Raw genomic sequence first — 22,034 nt, forward strand, 5'->3', positions numbered from 1 at the left:
TACGTGCGCCGCGGGCCCGTGGCCGGCAGCAGACGCCGAACGACACGCCTACAGAGCACGCCGACAGGGAAAAAGGGCAGGCATGAAAACCGGGTTCACATCACGTCCGGCGCGGACGCTGCGCGCCGCCTACGGGGCCGCCTCCGCGGTCGTCACCGGCCTCGGCGACGAGGAGTCGTGGCAGCCGACCGGGTGCACGGGCTGGGCGGTCCGCGATCTGCTCTTCCATTGCCTGGGGGACGCCCAGCGCGCCCTGGTGGCCCTGCACACCCCTACTGAGGCACCCGCCGACCGGGACTGGGTGACGTACTGGCAACACTGGCTGCCGGACACCGTCGGGGCGGCGAACGGCCGGCGCTGGGCACGCGTGAACGGCAGCATGTTCCTGGACTTCGAGCAGCTCAAGGGCCTGTATCTGGAGACGCTGGCAGCGGCCGTGCACGCGGCCGGGGACGCCGACCCCGCGCGCCGGGTGGTCACGCAGGGACATGTGCTGACCGCCGGCGATCTGATCACCACGCTCGCGGTGGAGGCGACCGTCCACCATCTCGACCTGACCGTGGCCCTGCCGCACGCGCCGGGGCCCTCACCCGAGGGACTGACCGCGGTACGCGCCACCCTCGACGGGCTGCTCGGCCGGCCCGGCCTGCCGGAGTGGAGCGACGCCCACTACGCGCGCGTGGGCACCGGTCGCGCCGCGCTCACCGAAGCCGAGCGCGCCGCCCTGGGTCCGGCCGCCGACCGCTTCCCGCTGTTCGGCTGAGCCCCACCACCAGAGCTGAGTCCCACCACCAGAGCTGAGCACCGCCACCACCGCCGAGCACCGCCGCGCAGGCGAGGTGAGCGCCCGGCCCGTACGGCGGGCCCGCGCCTCCTTCCGTAGGCTGAAGGCGTCCGATGCCGGGAGGTCTGCCGCAGGCGGGAGAGAGCCGTGATCGAACTCGCCGCGGTGTTCGCCGTCGCGGGAGCGGCGAGCAACGCCGTGGGCACCGCGTTCCAGCGCAAGGCGGCCTCGACCAGCACCCGCGGCGGGGTGCGGCTGCTCGCGGAGCTGGTGCACCGGCCCATCTGGATGATCGGCATGGCCGGTGTGGCCTGCGCCGCGCTGTTCCAGAGCCTCGCCCTGGTCAACGGCCCGCTGGCCCTGGTGCAGCCGCTGTTCATCCTGGAGCTGCCCTTCGCGCTGCTCGTCGCCGCCCCGCTGATGCACCGGCGGCTGCCGCGCTCGGGCTGGTGGGGGGTCGGCGGCTGTGTCGCGGGCCTCGCCGTCCTGCTGCTCGCGGCGGCCCCGCACGGCGCGACCGACCAGGCGCCGCTCGCGCGGTGGCTGCCGACCCTGCTGCTGTGCGCCGGCGTGATGGCCGCGCTGGTGGGACTGGCCGGCCCGGGCCGCCCGCCGGCCCGGCGCGCCGCGCTGCTGGCGGCCGCCTCCGCGACGGGCAACGCCCTGACCGCCGCCCTGCTGAAGTCGGCGAGCGGCACCTTCGCCGACCACGGCCTCGTCGCGTTCCTGCGGTCCTGGCAGACGTACGGTTTCGCGCTCACCGGTGTCGCCGCCGTGCTGCTGCTGGAGAACGCGTTGCAGGCCGGTCCGCTGGCCGCGGCGCAGCCCGCGCTCACCATCGGCGACGCGGTGGTGAGCCTGACCCTCGGCATCACCCTCTTCGGCGAACGCGTCCGCACCGGGTGGTGGCTGGTGCCCGAGTCGTGCGGGGCGCTGCTGATCGTCGTGGGCGTGCTGGTGCTCAGCCGGGCCGTGCAGCGCATCGAGGTGGTCCCGGTCCCCGCCGCGGAGCGGAACGCGGCCTCCTGAGCCCGCTCAGGGGGCCGCGACCAGCGGGGGTGCGCCCCAGTCGGAGCGCAGTGCGCCGTCCAGGGCGCGCGCCGCGTCCGGTCCGATGCGCTCCACCAGCACCGACTCGATCACCCCGATCGTGGCTTGCGCGCGCTCGTGCACGCGCCGCCCCTCGGCGGTCATCCGGATCAGCCGCCGCCGGGCGGAGCCGGGGTCGGGTTCCTGTTCCAGCAGGCCCATGCCGATGAGTCCGTGCACCGCCTGATGGGCCGTCTGCCGGGTGACGCCCATCCGGCGGGCGAGCTCGGAGACGGTGGTGCCCTCGGCGTCGAGCATCGCGAAGACGGACGCCTGCGCCGTGGTCACCGGCTGCTCGCCGGCCGCCTCCATGCTGGCGAACAGGGCGTCCTCGAACCAGCGGCGGGCCTCGGACAGGAGCTGGGGCAGGTTGGCGGCGCGATGACTCATGGCTCCTCGGATGATCGGATACCCAGCGGATTATCCTCCTATCTTTCGGTTTCCCCGAGACGGTGCCGTGCCCATCCTCCGGTTTCCCCGACGCGGTGCCGTGCCTATGCTTCGGCTTCCCGGCCGCCGTCCTGGGTGGCTTCCCGGCCGCTGTGGTGTGTGACGAACCCGGCCGTCCGTACGAAGACCCGCTCGACCTCCTCCTCCGCGAGCCCCAGCCACAGGTGGTTCGCGCCGGGCACGCGTACCTGCTCGACCTGCACCCCGGCCGCCCGCAGCGCCGTCGCGAGGCGGTCGCTCTGCGCGCAGGGCACGAGCTCGTCCTCGGTGCCGTGCAGCAGCAGGAACGGCGGCGCCGCCGGCGTCACCCGCAGGGCGGGGCTGGCGTCCCGCGCCGGGCCGGGGGCGGCGGCCGGGGCGGCCCCGAGCAGCAGCGCCTCGCGCGTGGCGGGGTCGTGCGGGTCGAAGCGGCCCGGCGGGTGGTCCTCGGCGAGGCGGGTGAGGTCGGTGGGCGCGTACCAGGTGACGCAGCCCCGCACGGTCACCGCCGGCCCGCCGGCACAGGCCACGCCGGAGGTGAGCGCGGTCAGCGCGGCCAGGTGACCGCCCGCGGACTCGCCCCACAGGACCACCCGGTCCGGGTCCAGGCCCAGCTCCCCGGCCCGGTCGCGCAGCCAGACCAGCAGCGCGCGCAGGTCCTCCAGCTGGGCCGGGTGCCGGGCCTCGCCGCTGAGCCGGTAGTCGGGGCAGACCACGGCCACCCCGGAGGCGGCCAGCCGGGCGAACGGCCCCGGCCGCCAGTGCCGGAACCGCGGGCCGGGGTCGTCGCGCAGTCCGGTGCGCCAGCCGCCGCCGTGCACGAAGACGACCACGGGCAGCGGGCCGTCCGCCGGTTCGGGCAGCCACAGGTCGGTCTCCAGCGGCCGACTGCCGTCGGGCACGGCGTAGACGGCGCCGCGCAGCAGCCGCAGGCCGGGCGCGGGCCGGGCGGGCGGCGGCAGGGGCAGCCGGGCCGGGTCCGGGGGTGCCGGCAGGTGCGCGGGGAAGGACGGAGCGTCCTGGGACACGGCTTCTTCCTGCATGGGGTCCTCAGGGGGCATGGGTTTCCTCAGTGGGCGAGGCGGGGGAACAGGGCCCGGGCGTTGGCGGTGGTCAGGGAGCGCCAGTCGGTGCCCGGTACCGGGACGGGCGCGGTGTCGAAAGACGCGGCGTGCGAGCGGGCCGCTTCGGCCGGTGTCCAGCAGTAGTCGCTGCCGTACAGCAGCCGGGCCGGGTCGGCCAGGCCGAGCAGGGCGGGCAGCCGGCGTGGGAAGGCCGGGCCGGCGAGGTCGTAGTGGAGGCGGCGCAGCTGGGTCGTGGCGTCCGGGGCCGGCTCCTCGCCCGGCATGAACAGCCGCGAGAAGGCGTCGATCCGGTCGGCCAGGACCGGCAGCGCGCCACCGCAGTGCGGTACGACGATCTTGAGGTCCGGGTGGCGTTCGATAGTGCCGGCGAAGATCAGGTCGGTGAGGGAGCGGGCGGTGTCGAAGACGAACTCCACCATGGGGCGGGGCCGGCCGAGCGCCGACCGCTCCCCGCACACCGGGGAGGTGGGGTGGACGAAGACGACGGCCCCGCGCCGGCCCAGCTCGGCGAAGACCGGTTCCAGGCGGGGGTCGCCGAGGTAGACGCCCTGGCTGTGGGTCTGCACCACGACGCCGTCGGCGTGCAGCTCGTCACAGGCGTACGCGATCTCGGCGAGCGCGCCGTCCACGTCGGGCAGCGGCAGCGAGGCGAACAGCCCGAACCGCCCGGGGTGGTCCCGTACGGTTCCGGCCCCGTCCTCGTTGACCTCGCGGGCCAGGGCGCGGGCCGCGGCCGGGTCGCCGAAGTGCGTGCCCGGGGACGACACCGACAGTACGGCGGTGTCGATGCCGCAGCGGTCCATCAGCTCCAGGTGCGCGCGGGCCGACCACCGCGGCCAGGCGGGCATGCCGTCGGGCCGTTCGTGTCCGGCCGCCCTGGCCCGGCGGACGTAGGAGTCGGTGACGAAGTGGGCATGGACGTCGATAAATCCTGGACGGTCACCGGGCCCGGTCACCGGCACGCTCCTCGCGCGGTGTCACGGTCACCGGCACGCTCCTCGCACGGCGCCACGGCCGTCAGCTCTCGGTGCGCCATTGGTGGTCGGGGCGGAACCGGACGTCGTACTGCTCGGGCACGGTCCGGAACTTCTCCCGCTCGGGGACGAACGGGCGGGCCGGCAGGCCCAGTTCCTCGGCCGGGGTGCCGAGGGACTCGAAGAACCGCTCGAAGGTGCCGCCCGGTCCGGCGGCCACGCCCACGACCTGCGAGTGGTGGCGTTCCATGCGGTAGGCGTGCACACAGTTCTTCGGCACGAAGCCGAAGTCGCCGGGCGTGAGCAGCTTCTCGTGCTGCTCGCCTTCGAGGTCCTCGACGAAGAGCCGTACGGCGCCCTGAGTGATGTAGAAGACCTCGTAGGTGTCCGCGTGCGAGTGGGCGGGGATCACCTCGCCCTTGGGGCCCTCGCAGGTGAAGAAGTTGAAGGTGTTCTCGGTCTGCTCGCCGCCCGCGTAGATCGTGATCAGGTCGCCGAACAGGTGCGCCCGGTCGCCCAGGCCCTTCTCTATGAAGTAGGGCTTGCCCGGCTCCGGGGGGATGAAGGAGCGGGCCCGGTAGCGGGTGGCGTATTCGATGGTCATGCGAAGCCTCCGGTTCATGCGCTTGCTATGTCAGGTTACCTGACATAGCGGCTGTGGCCAACGGTCCGGGGCTCGGTTTCCGGCGCGCACCCCTCGCTTCGCTGCGGTGCGGCGGCCGTCAGCGCGGCCGGGTCAGCCACGATGACGGCGCTGCCAGAGGGGGCGGACACCCGGCGGTCCGCCTCCCAGGCCCCGGTGGTGCCGGCTCGATCGCCGCCTGCGCTCACCTCGCCTCAGGGCGACGGGCGTCGACCTCGATCTCTATCTTCATGCGGGGGTCGGCGAGGCCGCACTCCAGCATGGTGGCGGCCGGCCGGACGTCGCCGAAGTGGCGGCGCAGCACCGGCCAGCAGGGCTCGAAGTCGGCGCGGTCCGGGAGCAGGTAGCGCACCCGGACCACGTCGGCGAAGCCGCACCCCGCCTCGGCCAGCGCGACGCCGATGTTGCGCAGACACTGCTCGGCCTGCTCCACGACGTCGTCGGAGATCGTCATGGTGGTGTAGTCGAACCCGGTGGTTCCGGAGACGTGGACCCGGTCCCCGTCGACCACGGCGCGGGCGTAACCGATCTGCTCCTCGAAGGTGGATCCGCTGAGGATCGCACGTCGTTGCGTCATGCGCCGAAGGTTAGGTGATCAACCCGGCTGCTTCAGGAAGTGGGCCGGGGGCAGCCGACGTCCGTCGCCGGCAGGCGGCCGGTCGCGAGGTAGGCGTTGACCGTGGCGTCGACGCACCGGCTGCCGTAGGCACCGTAGACCGCGTGCTGGTCGGCGTCGCGCAGGGTGACCAGGCGGGAACTGGGCCAGTCGCGGCGCACCGCCCGGGCGCCGGGGTAGGTGGTGCGGGGGTCGCCGGTGGCGTTGACGAGCAGGGCGGGCAGGTCGGCGCGGATGGCGGTGGGGCGTTCGCGCGGCGGGTCCCAGAAAGCGCAGGCGTTGATGTTGCGGGTGACCGGCGCGAACAGCCGGTCCCCGGCGCGGCGCAGGTCGCGCCAGTAGGTCTCCGGGTCGCGGGGCGCGGGCACGTCCCCGCACAGGATGGACGTCTGCGCGCTGCCGTAGCCGGACCCGTGCTCCGTCAGCGCGAACTCCAACACCGAGGCCAGCCACGGGGACGGGGCGACGGTCCGGCCCTCGGCGGCGCGCCGCAGGTCCCGCACGCCCTCGGCGAAGTCGCCGTAGGCCGTGGGGTTGTCCTGCGAGAGGCCGTTGAAGACGATGACGGGCAGGTCGTGGTCGTCCACCCGGTAGTCACCGACGCGCAGGGGTGTGCGGGCGGCGGCCGACCGGGCCGCTTCCACGGTCGCCAGCACGGCGGCGCGGGTGCGGCCGAGACCGTAGGCCGTGTGGTGGGCGGCCGTCCAGTCGGCCCAGTCGCGCAGGGCGTGCCGGTTGGCGTCCTCGGCGCCGCGCAGCAGGCGGGGGCCGTAGCGGGCGGGGTCGATCACGCCGTCCAGGACGACCCGGTCGACGCGCCCCGGGAACATCGTCGCGTAGACCTGGCCGAGGTAACTGCCGTAGGAGTAGCCCAGGTAGGAGATCCGGCGCTCGCCCAGCGCGGCCCGGATCACGTCCATGTCGCGCGCGGTGTTCCGGGTGCTGGAGTGCGGCAGCAGGTCACCGGCGTGGGTGCGGCAGCGGCGGGCCAGGCCGGCGGCGAAGCGGACTTCGTGCGCGAAGCCGGCGCGGTCGGTGCCGGCGCCGCGGATCATGCTGCCGGTGGGCCAGTGGCAGTCCAGCGGGGTGCTGCGGCCGACGAAGCGGGGGTCGACGCCGACCACGTCGTAGCGCGCGGCCACCTGACCCATCGCGCGGCGCACGAAGGGCGGGTCGCCGAGGGTCGGGCCGCCGGGGCCACCGCTGTTGAGGAGCAGGGCGCCCACGCGGTGCGCGGTGTCGGTGCCCCGGATGCGGGAGATGGCGACGGTGAGGGTGCGGCCGTCGGGGCGGGCGTAGTCCAACGGGACGGTGACGTCGGCGCATTGGGCGCCGGCCTGTTCGAGTTCCTTGCCGGTGGTGTCGTCCGGGCCGAGCAGGCAGCTCTTCCAGTGCAGTGGCTGGTGGTGGTAGCGGGCGAGGGGGTCGGCGGCGGGACGGGCCGGGGCGGCCGCGGCCGGGGCCGGGGCCGCGCCCAGGGAGAGCGCGCCCGCCAGGGCCAGGGCGGCGGCGGACGCGGCCCGGGCGGCGCGGTGGCGCGGGCGGTGACGGCCCGGGGAGGTGATGCCGGTCATGCCGGGGTCCTTTCGGTGGGCGTGCCCTCGCAGAGGGCCTTGTCGACGATGTCGAGGAAGTCCAGTTCGGCCTGGAGCGTGGCGGGCACCTCGTTCAGGGCGACGGCGACGGTACGGCCGCCGGGGCCGGTGGCGACCAGGGCGCGGTGGCCGCCGGGCACGGTGCCGGCGTGGCCCCACCAGGTGGAGCCGCAGGACAGCGGGGAGGAGATCAGGCCGAGTCCGTAGCGGGCGCCGGGCCACAGCCGGTCGGGGTCGGCGTCCACCGTCCGCCGCATCTCGGCGAGTTGGGGCGCGGGCAGCAGCCGGCCGGTGAAGAGCGCGCCGGCGAACCGGGTCAGGTCGGCCGGGGTGGACACCAGGGCGCCGCCGACACCGCCGAAGGTCGTGTTCCAGGCGGTGCCGTCCTCGCGGTGGCCGTCGGCCGCGGTGAAGTAGCTGTGCGAGTGCGGGCCTTGGACGCGGGTGTCGTCGCCGGGCCAGTACGTGTCGCGCAGGCCCAGTGGCGCGATGATCCGGCGGGTGATCTCCGTCTCCGGGCTGTGGCCGGTGACCTCCCGGATGATCAGCCCGGCGACGAGGTAGTTGGTGGTCGCGTAGTGCCACGTCCGGTCCGGGGGCGGCAGCCGCAGGGCGCGGGCGATCAGCTCGCGCGGCTCGAAGTGGCGGTAGCGCACCCGCTCGGGGTGCTGCCACTCGGGCGCGTCGAGGTAGTCGGGCAGCCCGCTGGTGTGCCGCAGCAGCTGTCGTACGGTGATCCGGCGGCCGTCGTAGCCGCCGTCGCGGATCAGGCCGGGCAGATAGTGCTCGACGGTCGCGTCCAGGGAGAGCCGTCCCTCGGCGGCGAGTCGCAGCACGACGGTCGCGGTGAAGGTCTTGGTGACGCTGCCGGCGCGGAGCCGGTCGGTGGTGTTCATGGGGCGGGCGGTGCGCAGGTCCGCCGTGCCGTCGGTCACCGTCCACCGGGCGCAGGGCGCGGCCGGGCCGGGGTCGGTGACCAGGACGGCGGCGCCGGCGATCCGGTCGTGCGTCACCAGGTGCCGCACGGACCGGCTCAGCTCCGGGTGCGGGCCGCAGGCGCGGGGCGCGTCCCGGGCCGGGTGCGCCACGGCGGCGGGAGCAGCGGTCAGCACACAGGTCACGGCCAGGGCCACCAGGCCGGTGCGCCGGCGAACCACCCGGCGCGGTAAGGGAATCGTCATGTGACAACACGCTAGGCACGGCTCGCCGTGTACTCATTCCGGCGGGCAGGCGGATTCGCCGGGGGGCCGCCCCCAGCACGGCACCGGAGGACAACCCCCGGTCCCGCCCGGGTTCGCCGGGCAGGACCGGCGTGCGCGCCGGGGCCCAAACAGCTGTGCCAAGGGTGAACCGTGACCGTTGCCCCGCCGTCCATGGCGGGCGGCTGGCAGTCTGCGGGGGACGATCCGGCCCGCGGTCCGACGGGGCCGGGCAGCGGCGCGGGTCCGCCCGGTGCCGCCGGGGGCAGGAGTGACGGTGGAGGAAGTCGTGGGCGGTGCCGCCTCCGGCCCGGTCCCGGAACGGGCGCGCCGGGGGGTGCCCCGGCACGTGGCCTGCGTGATGGACGGCAACGGCCGCTGGGCGGCACGGCGGTCGCTGCCCCGTACGTCGGGTCACCGCGCGGCCGAGACCACGGTGATCGACGTCATCGAGGCGGCCCGGTCGGCCGGGGTCAAGTGGCTGAGCCTGTACGCGTTCTCCACGGAGAACTGGCAACGGCCCGGCGCGGAGATCGACTTCCTGATGCGGCTGGTGCGCCGTGTGGTGCGCAAGCACGCCCCGTTGCTGCACGCGCGCGGGATCCGCTGCCGGTTCCTCGGGGTGACGGATCCGCGCATCCCGCCGCCGCTGGCCCGGGACTTCGCCGATCTGACCACCCTGACCGCCGGGAACCGGGGCATGACGCTGACCGTGGCCTTCGATCACGGCGGGCGCCGGGACATCGTGGCGGCGGCACGATCACTGATCCGCAGCGGGGTGCCGGCCGAGGCCGTGGACGAGCGGTGCTTCGCCGCGCATCTGCCCTTCCCCGACACCCCGGACGTGGACCTCGTCATCCGGACCTCCGGGGAGCAGCGCATCTCCAACTTCATGCTCTGGCAGGTCGCGTACGCGGAGCTGATCTTCTCCCCGGTCCTGTGGCCCGACTTCCGCGCCCCGCACTTCCTGGAGTGCCTGCACACCTATCAGCGGCGCGAGCGCCGTTTCGGCGGCGTACGGCCGAACGAGAACGGAGAACGACGACCGTGACCGAGACGGACGCCGACGAGCCCCAGCCCACCACCGACACCAGCACCAGCACCACCACTGGCACCAGCACCGCCGGCACCGGCACCGATCAACTTTTCGGCCTGGGCAGCCGGTTCCGCGGCTTCTTCAACGATCCGCGCTGGGCCCTGGCCATCATCCGGGCGACCGTACTGGAGGCGGCGCACCCGCAGATCGGTGCGGCCCTCGCCGACAACTCGACCTTCGTGACCCACCCGTGGCGGCGGCTGCGCAACACCGTCACGAGCCTCCAGCGCATGTCCGGCTCCGACGAGGAGGCGCGGCGCAAGGAGGCGGCCCGGCTCAACCGGCTGCACTCCCGGATCAGCGGCGCCGACGCGCGGGACCGGCCCTACGACGCGATGGACCCGGCGGTGCGCGCCTGGGTGGTGGCCACCCTCTTCGAGAGCAGCGTCGCGATGTGCCGGTTCAGCGGGCAGCCGCTGGAGCAGGACGCCATCGAGGAGCTGTACGGCGAATTCCGGGGCTATCTGGCCGCCTTGGACGGCGATGCCCGGCATCTTCCGCCCACGGTCCACGAGTTCTGGCCGTACTACGAGCGGGTCGTGGCGGAGGAGCTGGAGCACACGGAGGCGATGCGCATCATCCTCTACCGGCTCTTCGACCATCTGCCCGCACCGCCGCTGCTGCACGGTCTGCCCACGCTGTGGGCGGCCGGCCGCGCGCTCGTCGGACCGGTCATCGGCGCGATCACGGTGGCGTCCCTGCCGGAGCCGTTCCGCTGCCGGGCGGGGCTGCCCGAACTGCCCGGCGCCCGGACGCTGATGCAGAGCGCCTATCTGGGTGTCGGTCTCGCCCGCTTCCTGCCGGAGGGCTGGCTGAGCACGGAGACCGTGATGGACCTGCTCGCCCTCTCCCCCGACAGCGACGACCCCCGGTCCCAAACGCTGCGGGCGCTGCGGGACCGGATGCGGCGGGCCGGGGCCCTGGTCCGGCTGCTCGCACCGCTGCCGCCGGAGCCGGACCCCGGTGCGACCGGTGGTCGGCGCGGCGCGGAGGAGTTCTTCGGCACGGTGCTGGACCAGACCGGGGACGGCTATGTGGACTGGCCGGACCTCGCCGCGATGGCCCGGGAACTCGCCGGCCGTCTCGACCTGGACGAGCCGGCGGAGACCCGGCTGTACGACGCCTTCGCCGACTGGTGGCGGGAGTTGCAGACGGCTCTGGACACCGACGGCGACGGCCGCGTCAGCTGTCGGGAGTACGCCGAGGCCGTGCCGTCGCTCGCCGGGCCCGCTCTGATCCGGGTCGCCGAGGTCCTCTTCGACGTCACCGACACCAACGGCGACCAGCGCATCGACGCCGCCGAGTACCGGGCGCTGTTCCGCCGGGGCTTCCGCCGTGACCTGACCGGCGGCGACGATGTCTATCCGCGCGGCGCGTTCGTCCGGGACTTCCTGTCCTTCATGTCGGGCCGGTCCCGCTCGACCCCGTACGACCCGCTGCTCGCCGACGCCTGACCCGCGGCCCCGGACGGGGGGCCGCCGGGCGGCGCCGGGTCAGCCGAGGCCGAGGACGCTCAGGGTGTGGTCGGCCATGCGCCGCTCACCCAGGGCGTTGGGGTGGACCGGGACGACGCTCCGGCCGAACAGCAGCGGCTCGATCCACCGGGTGCCGGCCGGCTGGCAGGCGTCGTGCCCGGCGGAGACCTCGGCGAAGTCCACGTACACGGCCCCGGTCTCCTCGGCGGCCCGCCGCACCACGGCGTTGAGGTGGGCCTGGAGGGAGTGCAGGTAGGGCACGTCACCCGTGGCGAGGGGCAGCTTGACGAAGCAGGACGGGTCGGCCTTGGCCGGCGTGATCCACGGGTAGCCGAGCACGGCCACCCGGGCGTGCGGCGCCTTGGCCCGGACGGCGCCGAGCGCGGCCTTCAGCGCCGGATAGGTGCCGGCGTCGATCTGGTCGTCGAAGGACGTGCCGTACTTGTCCTTGCACGGGCTGCCCTGGCCGCCGTGGAGAACACCGGCGGTGCCGCAGGCGGTCACGGCGTTGATGAAGGTGCCGTTGTCGTTGCCGCCGATGGTCAGCGTCACCAGGTCGGTGTCCGCGGTGACCACGTCGGCCTGCGGGGCGACGCCGGGGTACTGGGACTCGGTGAAGTGCTTGGTCTGGGCGGCGCCGCAGGTGACGTCCGTCAGCCGGGCGCCGGTGCGGTCGGCGATGACGTGGGGGTAGTTCGCGGTGGACCGCAGGCAGAGCGGGCTGGTGAGGTCGATGGGCAGCACACCGGACGCGGCGCTGTAGCTGTCGCCGAGGGCCGCGTAGTCGAGGGACGTGGCGGCCTGGGCGGGGGCCGCGCCGAGACCGAGGGCCAGGGTGCCGAGGGCCGCGGACGCCGCGGTGAGGACACGGCGTAGCATTGGCAGGGGCATGACATTCTCCCTTCCGGGGAGGACGCGGGACGCACGGGCATGCCGGTGCCACGGGCGTGCCGGAACGCGGGCACGAGGCGGCTCGCACCGGCGCGGGGCGTGCGGAGGCGGCGTACGTGGGGCGTACGTCGGGCGTGGGATTACCGAAGAGTTCTACCGATAAGTAATGTGAGGGTGCCGCAACAAGAAATCAACATTGCGGACCGAACTTTTGAAACACGGACGACCTCGGTCCGCTTGTTGCCGCCGAATATGCACCAAGCGTCCCGTCATGCGAATTTTTTACCGCGCAGGATGCGATTTCCGCCGCGTTCGGGGCACCCGGCGAACAGGAGCACCACTACCCGCTGGAGGCACGCCATGATCGCCCTCGGCATCATCCTGCTCATCATCGGCTTCGTCACGGGCATCTCGATCCTGTGGACTATCGGCATCATCCTGCTGGTGGTGGGAGCCATCCTGTGGATCCTGGGGTCCATGGGCCACGCGGTCGGCGGCCGTCGCCACTTCTGGTAACCGCGGTCCAACCCGGTCTCCGCGTTCCGGTGCCCCCGCCTGAAGCGGGGGCACCGCGATGACGCCGGTCAGGCGCAGGTGCCGCTGGGGCGGGCCCGGGTCACCACCTCGCTGGTGCCGGTGGTCGCGTCCAGCCAGACCACCCGGGTGCCGTCGGCCGCCGCGGCGGAGAGCTGCTCGCCCCGGTTGCACGAGACCCGGGCGCGGCGGGTGCCGTCGCCCTTGTGGTCCGGGGTGAACTGCCAGAGCTTGGACAGCGCCGCGTTGGAGATGCCGTCCGCGGGCGTGCGGGCGACCATCGTCACCGCGTCCGCGCCGGCCGTCACCTCGGAGACGTTCAGGGCGTCGGGTCCGGTCTCCGGGCTGAGGTCGGTGACGTCCGAGCCGTCGAGCGCGGCGCGGCGCAGGGTGGTGGTGCCGTTCTGGCCGACGGCGTCGAGCAGCCAGTAGACGTGGTCGGCGGTGATCGCCGTCGGGCCGAGCGTGGTCTCCGGGCCGGCCTTCTGGAGCACCGTCTCCACGCCGGTGGCCACGTCGATCAGGCGGGTGGTGGACTCGTACACGGCGCGGACGCGCTGCCGGTCCTGGTAGACGATCCTGCCGTGACTCACGGCCGGGTAGGTAGCCCGGTGGTAGGTGCCGCCGCCGATGGTGACGACGTTCGCCGGGTCCTTCAGGCTCAGATAGGCCACGCCGGCCCGGCCGCCGTGGTTGTAGTAGGCGAAGGTGACGGTGTCGCCGTCGACCCCGAGGGCCGAGCCGGCGCCGCGGCCGTGCCACAGGGTGCGCACCGGTCCGCCCGCGAGGGGCCGGGCGAGGATGTCCACGCCGGTGGGTCCGTGGGCCTGCCACACCACCGTCCTGCCGTCGGTGGCCGGGTTGACGTGGTAGCGGCCGTCGTTGGGGCTCATCAGCTTCAGCTGCCCCTTGCCGTCGGTGCGGCCCGCCCACACCGAGTACGGCTCGGAGCCGGACTCGTCCGACCGGGCGGCGGCCCACCAGCCGCCGCCCGCGCCGAGGTGGGAGTCGTAGGTGTTGACGCGGGAGAGCAGCACGTCGGAGTCGATGCCGAGCGCCTGCTCCCAGTGCGGCACGATGCCGTGCGCGGTGAACGCCTTCCGGACGGCCGTGAGCGCGCGCCCGCCGGCCCCCAGCTGCTTGGCGGCGGCGAGGACCGCGTCCCGGCCCTGGGTGAAGCCGTCGAGTGGGGTGAGGTACTCGGTGAGCGCCTTGTAGACGACCGCGTCGGCGAGCTCGGGGCCGATCTCCTCGCGGATGTCCCAGAGCGCGCCGGCGAAGATGGTCGAGTTCAGGTGCACGCCGCCGTTGTCGGTGCCGAAGCCGACGCCGAGGAAGGAACCGGCTGTCGTACGGCCGTCGTTGAGGTCGCGGAAGGCGCAGCCGCGCGGGTCCTTGGTGCGGCACAGGGTCTCGCCCACGAGCCCGGAGTCGGGGTCGTCCATGGGCAGCCGGCGGACGTCGGCCTCGATGGCGTTGCCGAAGTAGTCGGCGACGGCCTCGTTCATGGCGCCGGACTGGCCCGCGTACACCAGGTCGGCGGAGGCCGAGACGACCGCGTGGGTCATCTCGTGGCCGACCACGTCCAGGGCGGCGGACAGCGGCCGGTACTCCTCGTCGCCGGAGCCGTAGACCATCTTCTGGCCGTCCCAGAAGGCATTGACGTACGGCTGCCCGTAATCGGTCGCGCCGACCACGGAGTTGACGGTCATGCCGTGTCCGTCCAGGCTGTCCCGGCCGAACTTGGCGCGGTAGTAGTCGTGGACCTGCCCCGCGGCCCAGTGCGCGTCGACCGCGCCGGACAGGGTGGCGTCGGCGCCGAACTCCGGGGTGGGTGAGGCGACTTCCCGCAGGTCGTCGGGCCAGGCACCGGACAGGTCGCTCACCCAGTGGCCGCCCGCGTCCCAGGTGGCGAGCACGTGGTCGGGGTCGCTCTGGATGCGGGTGCGGTCGCGCAGCACATAGGCGTCGCGGGTGTCGTCACGGGTGACGGCGAGCGGGACGGTGGTGCCGTCCAACCGGACGCCGCTGCCGGTGGTGCCGTCGGGTGCGGGTTCGCCGGCGCGGACGGCGCGGGCCGCGTGCCCCGGGGCGGTGGCGGGCGCGGTGAAGGTGCGGATCCCGCTGTACTGGAGGACGGGATAGCCGGCCCGGGCGTCGATGTACACCTCGCGCAGCACCGGTTCGCCGCCGGCCGTGCCGGTGCCGCGCACGGTGATGTGCCGGGTCAGGACGCCGGATCCGTTGGGTAGGACGACCAGGCCGTGGGCGGTTCCGGTGAGCGCGGTGTCCGCGTCCTCGTCGTCGGGGCCCGCGGTGAAGTCGCGGGCGGCGAGGTCGCGTCGTACGGCGTCGACCGCCCGCTCCACGGCCAGGGTGTCGTCGATGCCGGCGGCCGTGCCGGTGCGCAGCCCGGTGAAGTACCGGCCGGAGGTGCCGGTGACGATCCGCCGGCCGTCGCGCCGCTCCATGCGGACGAGGTACTGCCCGCCGAGCACCGGGACCCCGTGGTGGGTCTGCTGGAGGCGTACGGTCTCCCGGCCGCCGGAGGTGAGGGTGCCGGCGGGCCTGAGGTCGCGTTCGGGGTCGGCGATCCGGTAGCGGTCCTTGCGGGCGGCGAGGTGGGCGCGGGCGGCGTCCGCCGCCGTGCGGGCCGCCGGTGCCTGTTCCCGGATGCCGTCCACCAGCGCGGGCGGCGCCGGGTCCGCCCCGCTTCGGGGCGTCGCGGAGTCCCCCGCCGAAGTCGTGGCGCGTGCCGTGGCCGTCGCGGGTGCCGCCGGTGCGGCGGCTGCCGCCGAGACGACGAGTGCGGCGGCGCCCACGAGCGCCGCCGCACCGGATATGCCGTTCAGCCGGGTTTCCGGTCCTGTCACCGGTCGCCCGGCGCGTTTTCTGGAATGACGCACTGTCTCCCCAACCCCCCACACGCGTACGTCGGTCACCGGTGGCGGACCGCCGCCGGGCACGGCCATTGGACGCGGTGGCACGCCCGCGCATCAACAGTCGCGACGCGACGACGGGCGATTTTCGGCCCCGGCCGGCGGCGACTGTCGCCAAAGCGCCTCGGAATTGTCCGTGATCCGTAACAGACGGATCCCGTGATCTTTCCCGCCCGTCTCGCCAGGTGCACGGAAACCGAACGGGACAACGGACACACCAGGGGGCGGGGCGGACATGGCACGGCATGGCGGACGGGGTTGGTACGGCCGGGTGATCGCGGCGGCGGTCGGGGTGACGGCGGTGGCCGCCGTCACGTCGGTGTGGTCGGCGCAGGCCGGTCAGAGCGGCGGCGGGCCGGCCGCGCCGGGTGTCTCCGCCCGGCCCGCCACGCCGAAGGCCGCGCCCGTGTCCCCGTCGATAGTCCACGCCTCCGACGGGGGCGCGCACGCGGTCAACATCACCATCGACGACGGTCCGGACCCGGTCTGGACCCCGCAGGTCCTCGAACTGCTGCGGGACAACGGCGTGAAGGCGACGTTCTGCATGGTCGGCCCGCAGGCGGAGGCACACCCGGATCTGGTCCGGCAGGTGGTGGCCGCCGGTCACCGGCTGTGCGACCACACGGTCTCGCACGACACCGGCATGGACCACAAGTCCGAGTCCTACCAGGCCCGGCAGATCCTCGAAGCGGAGCGGCAGATCACCAAGGCGTCGGGCGGGGTGCGGCCGATGTACTACCGGGCCCCGGGCGGCGCCTTCACCCCCTACAGCCGCAAGCTGGCGGCCTCGCACGGGATGCGGCCCCTGGGCTGGAACGTCGACTCCAAGGACTTCGAACGGCCGGGCAGCGAGGCGATCATCGCCACGGTCAAGGGCGAGCTGGCCAACGGCCCCACGATCCTCTTCCACGACGCGGGCGGTGACCGCGCGCAGACGGTGGCGGCGCTGCGCACCCTGCTCCCGTGGCTGAAGCAGCAGGGGTACTCCTTCGGTTTCCCGGTGCGCTGACGCACCTTCGGGGCGCTTTGTCCGCTTGGGCGTTGCACGGTGTGCGTCGGGTGGTCACAGAGTGGTGGAGACCTCTTGTGGGCGTGTGAACGCAGCCTTTAGCCTCCGAGGCGTTGTGCACAGCGAAACCATCATTGCGCATGTTGCAACGCCTCATCGGAGGAGCAGTCCATGAAGCTGTCCGTCCGTCTTGCCGGGTTCACCGCGCTCGCCGCCGTCCTGGCCACCGCCTGCGCGCCCCAGACCTCCGGCACCTCCTCCTCCGGCAAGGACGAGAAGACCGGTACCCTGCGCGTCTGGCTCTTCCAGGAGGTCGACAACCAGCCCAAGCAGCGCGTCGTCGACGCCGTCCTCGCCGACTTCGAGAAGGCGCACCGGGGCGCCGGTGTCACCGTGGAGTACATCCCGGTGGAGACCCGCGCCCAGCGGGTCAAGGCCGCCTTCAACGACCCGAAGTCCGCGCCGGACGTCATCGAATACGGCAACACCGACACCGCCGGCTATGTGAAGGACGGCGGACTCGCCGACGTCACCCGGGAGTTCGACGCCTGGAGCGAGGCCCGGGACACCGACCCCACCGCCCGGCGCTCGGTCACCGTGGACGGCAAGGTCTACGGAGCGCCCTACTTCGTCGGCATCCGGGCGCTGTACTACCGCACCGACGTCTTCCGCCGACTCGGGCTGCGGGTACCGAGAACGCAGGCCGAGCTGATCTCCACCGCGAAGCGGATCCGCGCCGCGCGCCCCGATCTGTACGGCCTGGCCGTCGGGGGCGCCTACACCTACGGCGCGCTGCCGTTCCTCTGGGCCAACGGCGGTGACCTGGCGACCGAGAAAGGCGGCGGATACGCCTCCGCCCTCGGCAGCCCCGCCGCCCGCAAGGGCATCGAGGCATACACGTCCCTGTTCGGCGACGACAACTGCCCCGCCGCCAAGTGCGCGAGCTGGACCGGCAACGACACGGTGACCGCGTTCGCCGCGGGCAAGGCCGCCATGGCGATCGGCGGGAACTTCAGCCACGCCGCCGTGGACGCCGGGAAGGCCAAGGGGAAGTACGCGGTGGTCCCGCTGCCCGGGGTGGCCGCAGGCTCGATCGCGCCGGCCTTCGCGGGCGGCAACAACATCGGGGTGCTCAAGAGCACATCCCACCGCACGCTCGCCGTGGACCTGATGAAGCGGCTCGCCTCGAAGCAGGCACAGGGGCGGCTCTTCGAGGCGATGGGCTTCCTGCCGACCTTCACGGACGTACGGGAACAGGCCGCCGCCGAGGAGCCGTTCGTGAAGCCGTTCGTCGACACCCTCGCCGCCGGTACCAGGTTCGTGCCGGTCACGCCCGCCTGGGCGCAGATCGACTCCTCGCTGGTGCTGCCGACCATGTTCCAGCAGATCGTCAGCGGCCGGAAGGACGTGGCGGACGCCTCGGCCGACGCGGCGAAGAAGATGGACGACGCGTTCGGGTCCGCCGGATGAGGCGGACGACGGACGTGGCGCCTGCGGCGAAGCGGAGCGCCCCGGCGACCGCCGCCCGGCGGCCCCCTGCGACGACGCCCTCCCGCCGCGGTGCCCCGCGCCCGCGCGGCGGCTGGACCCCCTGGCTGTATCTCGCGCCCGCCCTCGCCGTCCTCGGCGCCCTGCTGGTCTACCCGGTCTACCAGTTGGGGCTGATCTCCTTCCTGGAGTACACCCAGGCGCAGGTCAGTGGCGGGGAACCGACCCGCTTCCGGGGGCTGGGCAACTACACCGACCTGTTCGCCGACGACCAGTTCGGGCAGGTGCTGCTGGCGACGGTCGGCTTCGCGGCGGCCTGTGTGCTCGGCACGCTGGCGGTGGGCTGCGCGCTCGCCGTCCTGCTCACCCGGGTCCGCGCGCTCCCCCGGCTCGCGCTGCTGCTGGCCGCGCTGGGTGCGTGGGCGACACCGACGATCACCGGCTCCACCGTCTGGCTGTTCCTCTTCGACCCCGACTTCGGCCCGGTGAACCGCCTCCTCGGGCTCGGCGACTTCTCCTGGACGTACGGCCGTTACAGCGCGTTCCTGCTGGTGCTGCTCGAAGTGGTGTGGTGTTCCTTCCCGTTCGTGATGATCACGGTCTACGCCGGGATCCGTGCCGTACCCGGTGAGGTGCTGGAGGCCGCCGCGCTGGACGGCGCCTCGCAGTGGCGGATCTGGCGCTCGGTGCTGGCGCCGATGCTGCGGCCGATCCTGGGCATCGTCACCGTCCAGTCGGTGATCTGGGACTTCAAGGTGTTCACCCAGATCTACGTGATGACGGGCGGCGGCGGCATCGCCGGGCAGAACCTGGTGCTGAACGTGTACGCCTACCAGAAGGCGTTCGCCTCCTCGCAGTACAGCCTCGGTTCGGCGATCGGCGTCGTCATGCTGCTGCTCCTGCTGGCCGTCACGCTCGGGTATCTGCGGCTGCTGCGCCGCCAAGGGGAGGACCTGTGAGTCGCGTACGCCTTGCGGTACGGCGGCCCTGGCGGCTGGCCGCCGAGGTGACCGCGCTGCTGGTCGCCGCGGTCGTCGCCTTCCCGCTGTACTGGATGGTGCTCGGCGCCCTGCGGCCGGCCGGGGAGATCGAGTCGACCGAGCCACGGCCGTGGACGGCCTCCCCCACCCTGGACTCCTTCCGGCGCGTGTTCGAACAGCACGACTTCGGCCGGTACTTCGTCAACAGCCTCGTCGTCGCCGGGAGCGTCGTCCTCGCCTCCGCGCTGATCGCGTTCCTCGCCGCGACCGCCGTGACGCGCTTCCGGTTCCGTTTCCGGACCACCCTGCTGATCATGTTCCTGGTGGCCCAGATGGTGCCGGTGGAGGCGCTCACCATCCCGTTGTTCTTCCTGATGCGGGACTTCGGGCTGCTGAACACGCTGGGTTCGCTGATCCTGCCGCACATCGCCTTCTCGCTGCCGTTCGCGGTCTGGATGCTGCGGGGGTTCGTACGGGCCGTCCCGGAGTCCCTGGAGGAGGCCGCGTACCTCGACGGAGCGAGCCGCGCCCGGTTCCTGTGGCGGATCCTGCTCCCGCTGGTCCTGCCGGGCCTGGTGGCCACGAGCGTGTTCTCCTTCATCTCCGCCTGGAACGACTTCCTGTTCGCCAAGTCCTTCATCATCAGCGACACTTCGCAGTCGACGCTGCCGATGGCCCTGCTGGTCTTCTACAAGCCCGACGAACCGGACTGGGGCGGTGTCATGGCGGCGTCCACCGTGATGACGGTCCCGGTGCTGGTCTTCTTCGTGCTGGTCCAGCGGCGCCTGGTGTCGGGCCTGGGCGGGGCGGTGAAGGACTGACGCGCCCGCACTCCACCCGGGAAAATCGCTGGCCACGCCCTCGCGGGCGCTGCTGGGATGGGGCGATGCACGACGAACACACAGCGATGGTGGACCGGGGAGCGTTTCCGGACGCCGTGACTCCGTGGGAGACGAAGTCCTGGCGGGCGGCGGCGCTGGACTGGGTGGGCGGGCACCTCACCGAGCGGGGACTCGGCGTGGACGGCCCGCTGCGGGTACGGCTGCGGCCCTGGTCGGTGCTCGTCCGGGTGCCCGTCCCCGGACAGGACGCCGTCTGGTTCAAGGCGACTCCGCCGAGCGCCGCGTTCGAAGGCCCGCTGACCGCCGCGCTGGCCCGCTGGGTGCCGGAGCATGTGCTCCGGCCGCTGGCCGTCGACGCCGGGCGCGGCTGGGCGCTGCTCCCGGACGGCGGACAGCTGTTCCGGGCCGTGCTGGACCGGGAGCAGGTGGAGCCGCGCGAGTGGGAGTCGCTGCTGGGCCAGTACGCCGGGATGCAGCGCGACCTGGTGGCGCACGTCGCCGAGATGGAGCGGCTCGGGGTGCCCTCCGCACGGACCGCCGACCTGCCCGGGCTGTTCGACCGGCTGCTCGACGCGAACACCGCGCTGGGCCCGGACGAGCGCGCCCGGCTGACGGCCCTGCGGCCCCGGCTCGTCGACTGGTCTGCCGAACTGGCCGCCGCCGGCATCCCGGACACCCTGGACCACGCCGATCTGCACGACGGCCAGCTGCTGCGGCCGGCACCCGGCCGGTTCACCTTCTTCGACTGGGGCGACGCCGCCGTCACCCACCCGTTCTGCAGCCTGCGCGTCCCCGCCGAGCGGGCCCGCGACCGCTACGGGCCCGAGGTGCTGCCCCGGCTGCTCGACGCCTATCTGGAGCCGTGGACCGGCGACGGCCGCACGACGGCCGGGCTGCGGCGCGCGGCGGGGCTGGCCTGGCGGCTGAGCGCGCTGGGCCGGGCCGCCTCCTGGGGCCGGATGTTCCCCGCCGCCCCCGGCACCGCGCCGGGGGCCGAGGAGAGCGCCGAGTGGCTGCGGGAGCTCCTGAGCGAACCGCCCTTCCCGGGCTGACCGCCCGCCGGTCAGGGCAGCGGGGTGCCGCCGGTCGCGTTGAGGATCTCGCCGGTGATGTAGCTCGCCTGGGGCGAGGCGAGATAGACGTAGGCCGGCGCGAGTTCGGCGGGCTGGGCCGGGCGGCCGAGCGGGCTCTGCTTGCCGAACTCGGCGGTGTCGGGCAGGGTCGCGGGGATCAGCGGGGTCCACACCGGGCCCGGCGCCACGGCGTTGACCCGGATGCCGCGCTCGGCGACCATCTGGGCCAGCCCGTGGGTGAACGTGACGATGGCGCCCTTGGTCATCGCGTAGTCCAGCAGGGGCGGGCTCGGCTGGTAGGCCTGCACGGACGTGGTGTTGAGGACGCAGCCGCCGGCCGGGATGTGCGGCAGGGCGAACTTGGTCAGCCAGAACATGCCGTACAGGTTCGTCCGCAGCACCCGGTCGAACTGCTCGGTGCTGATGGCCTCGATGCCGTCCGGCTGGGCCATCTGGTAGGCGGCGTTGTTGACGAGGACGTCGATGCGGCCGAACTCGTCGACCGCCCGCGCGATCAGGGCGCGGCAGTTGTCCTCCTCCCTGATGTCGCAGGACACGGCGACCGCCTTGCGGCCCGCGTCCTCGACCAGACGGGCGGTCTCGCGCGCCTCGTCCTCCTCCTCGTCGAGGTGGGTGAACAGCACGTCGGCGCCCTCGCGGGCGAAGGCGAGCGCCACCGCCCGTCCGATGCCGGAGTCCCCTCCCGTGATCACGGTGCGGAGCCCGTCGAGCCGGCCGGCTCCGCGGTAGGACTCCTCGCCGTGGTCGGGCGGCGGGTCCATGGGGCCGGTCCAGCCCGGGTGGGGCTGGTCCTGGGAGGGGAAGTCGGGGCGGGCGTGCCGGGTGACCGGATCGGTCCGGTCACCGTGCTGGTCCGTCACGGTGGCCTCCTGTGTCTCTCGGGGACGGGACAGGCGGCCGGGTTCCCGCATCGCGGCGGGTGAAAAGCGTTCCGTGCGGTCAGGCGGTCGGCGCGTCCGGACCGGCGGCCCGCATCGCGTCCCGGCGGGCGAGGTTGTACAGGCGCAGCAGATGCTTGGCCACGGCGCAGGGCGCGGCGTCGGCATGGCACTGGCGGCACGTGTTCATGTGCTGTTCGTAGGTGAAGCGCGCGTTTTCCAACGCGTCATTGACAGATGACATGGACTTCTCCGGGCAGGGCGCCGTCCGGGGACGGCACCTAGTTGACTGACTGGTACACCCGGAACAAGGTGATCATGTTACTGCCGGTACTGGGAAACTCGTACAGCCGTTGCCCTTCTCACCTGGGAGTCTTCACCCCGGGCGGACCGA

Annotated in this window: 21 protein-coding genes; 10 read left to right on the plus strand and 11 right to left on the minus strand. The window is 73.4% G+C overall.

What is annotated here, in order from left to right:
• Positions 1-82: 82 nt before the first annotated feature.
• Positions 83-763 carry a maleylpyruvate isomerase N-terminal domain-containing protein gene (locus tag IH25_RS0118775; protein WP_051754013.1) on the plus strand — a complete coding sequence of 227 codons (681 nt, stop codon included), beginning with the start codon at positions 83-85 and terminating at the stop codon, positions 761-763.
• 168 nt (positions 764-931) lie between these two features.
• Positions 932-1,813: a DMT family transporter gene (locus tag IH25_RS0118780; RefSeq protein ID WP_030611260.1), complete on the plus strand. Its 882-nt coding sequence runs from the start codon at positions 932-934 to the stop codon at positions 1,811-1,813.
• Positions 1,814-1,819: 6 nt separating this feature from the next.
• Here the strand turns inward: IH25_RS0118780 and IH25_RS0118785 are convergent, their stop codons facing one another.
• The 7 genes from IH25_RS0118785 to IH25_RS0118815 all read right to left on the minus strand — a co-directional run bounded on the left by IH25_RS0118785 (position 1,820) and on the right by IH25_RS0118815 (position 8,396).
• On the minus strand, positions 1,820-2,263 hold the full coding sequence (locus IH25_RS0118785; protein WP_030611263.1) for a MarR family winged helix-turn-helix transcriptional regulator: 444 nt from the start codon (positions 2,261-2,263) through the stop codon (positions 1,820-1,822).
• A 104-nt stretch (positions 2,264-2,367) separates the two neighbouring features.
• A complete protein-coding gene (locus tag IH25_RS0118790; protein ID WP_245172821.1) occupies positions 2,368-3,363 on the minus strand; it encodes an alpha/beta hydrolase in 996 nt (331 codons plus the stop codon).
• Positions 3,364-3,371: 8 nt separating this feature from the next.
• Positions 3,372-4,343, minus strand: a complete 972-nt coding sequence (locus IH25_RS0118795) for an amidohydrolase family protein (RefSeq protein WP_030611269.1) — start codon at positions 4,341-4,343, stop codon at positions 3,372-3,374.
• A gap of 61 nt (positions 4,344-4,404) precedes the next feature.
• Entirely contained in the window at positions 4,405-4,965 is a 561-nt protein-coding gene (locus tag IH25_RS0118800; protein ID WP_030611272.1) for a quercetin 2,3-dioxygenase, read from the minus strand.
• Between the two features lie 223 nt (positions 4,966-5,188).
• Complete coding sequence (locus IH25_RS0118805) at positions 5,189-5,581, minus strand: RidA family protein (protein WP_030611275.1); 393 nt, start codon at positions 5,579-5,581, stop codon at positions 5,189-5,191.
• A gap of 32 nt (positions 5,582-5,613) precedes the next feature.
• The gene (locus tag IH25_RS0118810) at positions 5,614-7,194 is read right to left on the minus strand and encodes an alpha/beta fold hydrolase (RefSeq protein ID WP_030611279.1); all 1,581 of its coding nucleotides are present in this window, start codon (positions 7,192-7,194) and stop codon (positions 5,614-5,616) included.
• Entirely contained in the window at positions 7,191-8,396 is a 1,206-nt protein-coding gene (locus tag IH25_RS0118815; RefSeq protein ID WP_030611282.1) for a serine hydrolase domain-containing protein, read from the minus strand. Before IH25_RS0118815 ends, IH25_RS0118810 begins: the two co-directional genes overlap by 4 nt.
• 379 nt (positions 8,397-8,775) lie before the next feature.
• Between IH25_RS0118815 and uppS the strand changes: the two genes are divergently transcribed.
• Together uppS and IH25_RS0118825 are read left to right on the plus strand one after the other, a co-directional pair.
• The gene (gene uppS, locus IH25_RS0118820) at positions 8,776-9,465 is read left to right on the plus strand and encodes a polyprenyl diphosphate synthase (RefSeq protein WP_030611285.1); all 690 of its coding nucleotides are present in this window, start codon (positions 8,776-8,778) and stop codon (positions 9,463-9,465) included.
• A 101-nt stretch (positions 9,466-9,566) separates the two neighbouring features.
• Entirely contained in the window at positions 9,567-10,964 is a 1,398-nt protein-coding gene (locus IH25_RS0118825; protein WP_051754034.1) for an oxygenase MpaB family protein, read from the plus strand.
• A gap of 39 nt (positions 10,965-11,003) precedes the next feature.
• On the opposite strand, the gene IH25_RS0118830 is transcribed toward IH25_RS0118825, so the two are convergent.
• Positions 11,004-11,876, minus strand: coding sequence for an SGNH/GDSL hydrolase family protein (locus IH25_RS0118830; protein WP_030611291.1), 873 nt, complete (start codon positions 11,874-11,876; stop codon positions 11,004-11,006).
• Positions 11,877-12,236: 360 nt separating this feature from the next.
• On the opposite strand from IH25_RS0118830, the gene IH25_RS41690 reads away from it, so the two are divergent.
• On the plus strand, positions 12,237-12,392 hold the full coding sequence (locus tag IH25_RS41690; protein ID WP_167346034.1) for a DUF6131 family protein: 156 nt from the start codon (positions 12,237-12,239) through the stop codon (positions 12,390-12,392).
• Between the two features lie 68 nt (positions 12,393-12,460).
• Here IH25_RS41690 and IH25_RS0118840 read toward each other — a convergent pair whose 3' ends face one another.
• Positions 12,461-15,283 (minus strand): M4 family metallopeptidase, encoded by a 2,823-nt coding sequence (locus IH25_RS0118840; protein WP_030611294.1) that lies wholly within the window; start codon positions 15,281-15,283, stop codon positions 12,461-12,463.
• A gap of 301 nt (positions 15,284-15,584) precedes the next feature.
• Between IH25_RS0118840 and IH25_RS0118845 the strand changes: the two genes are divergently transcribed.
• The 5 genes from IH25_RS0118845 to IH25_RS0118865 all read left to right on the plus strand — a co-directional run bounded on the left by IH25_RS0118845 (position 15,585) and on the right by IH25_RS0118865 (position 20,720).
• Positions 15,585-16,358: a polysaccharide deacetylase family protein gene (locus tag IH25_RS0118845; protein ID WP_030611297.1), complete on the plus strand. Its 774-nt coding sequence runs from the start codon at positions 15,585-15,587 to the stop codon at positions 16,356-16,358.
• 171 nt (positions 16,359-16,529) lie between these two features.
• A complete protein-coding gene (locus IH25_RS0118850) occupies positions 16,530-17,828 on the plus strand; it encodes an extracellular solute-binding protein (RefSeq protein ID WP_030611300.1) in 1,299 nt (432 codons plus the stop codon).
• Positions 17,825-18,805 carry a carbohydrate ABC transporter permease gene (locus IH25_RS0118855; RefSeq protein ID WP_051754015.1) on the plus strand — a complete coding sequence of 327 codons (981 nt, stop codon included), beginning with the start codon at positions 17,825-17,827 and terminating at the stop codon, positions 18,803-18,805. Before IH25_RS0118850 ends, IH25_RS0118855 begins: the two co-directional genes overlap by 4 nt.
• Complete coding sequence (locus IH25_RS0118860) at positions 18,802-19,647, plus strand: carbohydrate ABC transporter permease (RefSeq protein ID WP_030611306.1); 846 nt, start codon at positions 18,802-18,804, stop codon at positions 19,645-19,647. The genes IH25_RS0118855 and IH25_RS0118860 overlap by 4 nt, the downstream gene beginning before the upstream one ends.
• A gap of 65 nt (positions 19,648-19,712) precedes the next feature.
• Complete coding sequence (locus tag IH25_RS0118865) at positions 19,713-20,720, plus strand: phosphotransferase (RefSeq protein WP_030611309.1); 1,008 nt, start codon at positions 19,713-19,715, stop codon at positions 20,718-20,720.
• Positions 20,721-20,731: 11 nt separating this feature from the next.
• Here the strand turns inward: IH25_RS0118865 and IH25_RS0118870 are convergent, their stop codons facing one another.
• Entirely contained in the window at positions 20,732-21,622 is an 891-nt protein-coding gene (locus IH25_RS0118870; RefSeq protein ID WP_030611312.1) for an SDR family oxidoreductase, read from the minus strand.
• Between the two features lie 79 nt (positions 21,623-21,701).
• Positions 21,702-21,884 carry a hypothetical protein gene (locus tag IH25_RS0118875; protein WP_030611315.1) on the minus strand — a complete coding sequence of 61 codons (183 nt, stop codon included), beginning with the start codon at positions 21,882-21,884 and terminating at the stop codon, positions 21,702-21,704.
• Between the last annotated feature and the right edge of the window lie 150 nt (positions 21,885-22,034).

The sequence above is a fragment of the Streptomyces achromogenes subsp. achromogenes genome, from assembly GCF_000720835.1.
Taxonomy (GTDB): Bacteria; Actinomycetota; Actinomycetes; order Streptomycetales; family Streptomycetaceae; genus Streptomyces; species Streptomyces achromogenes.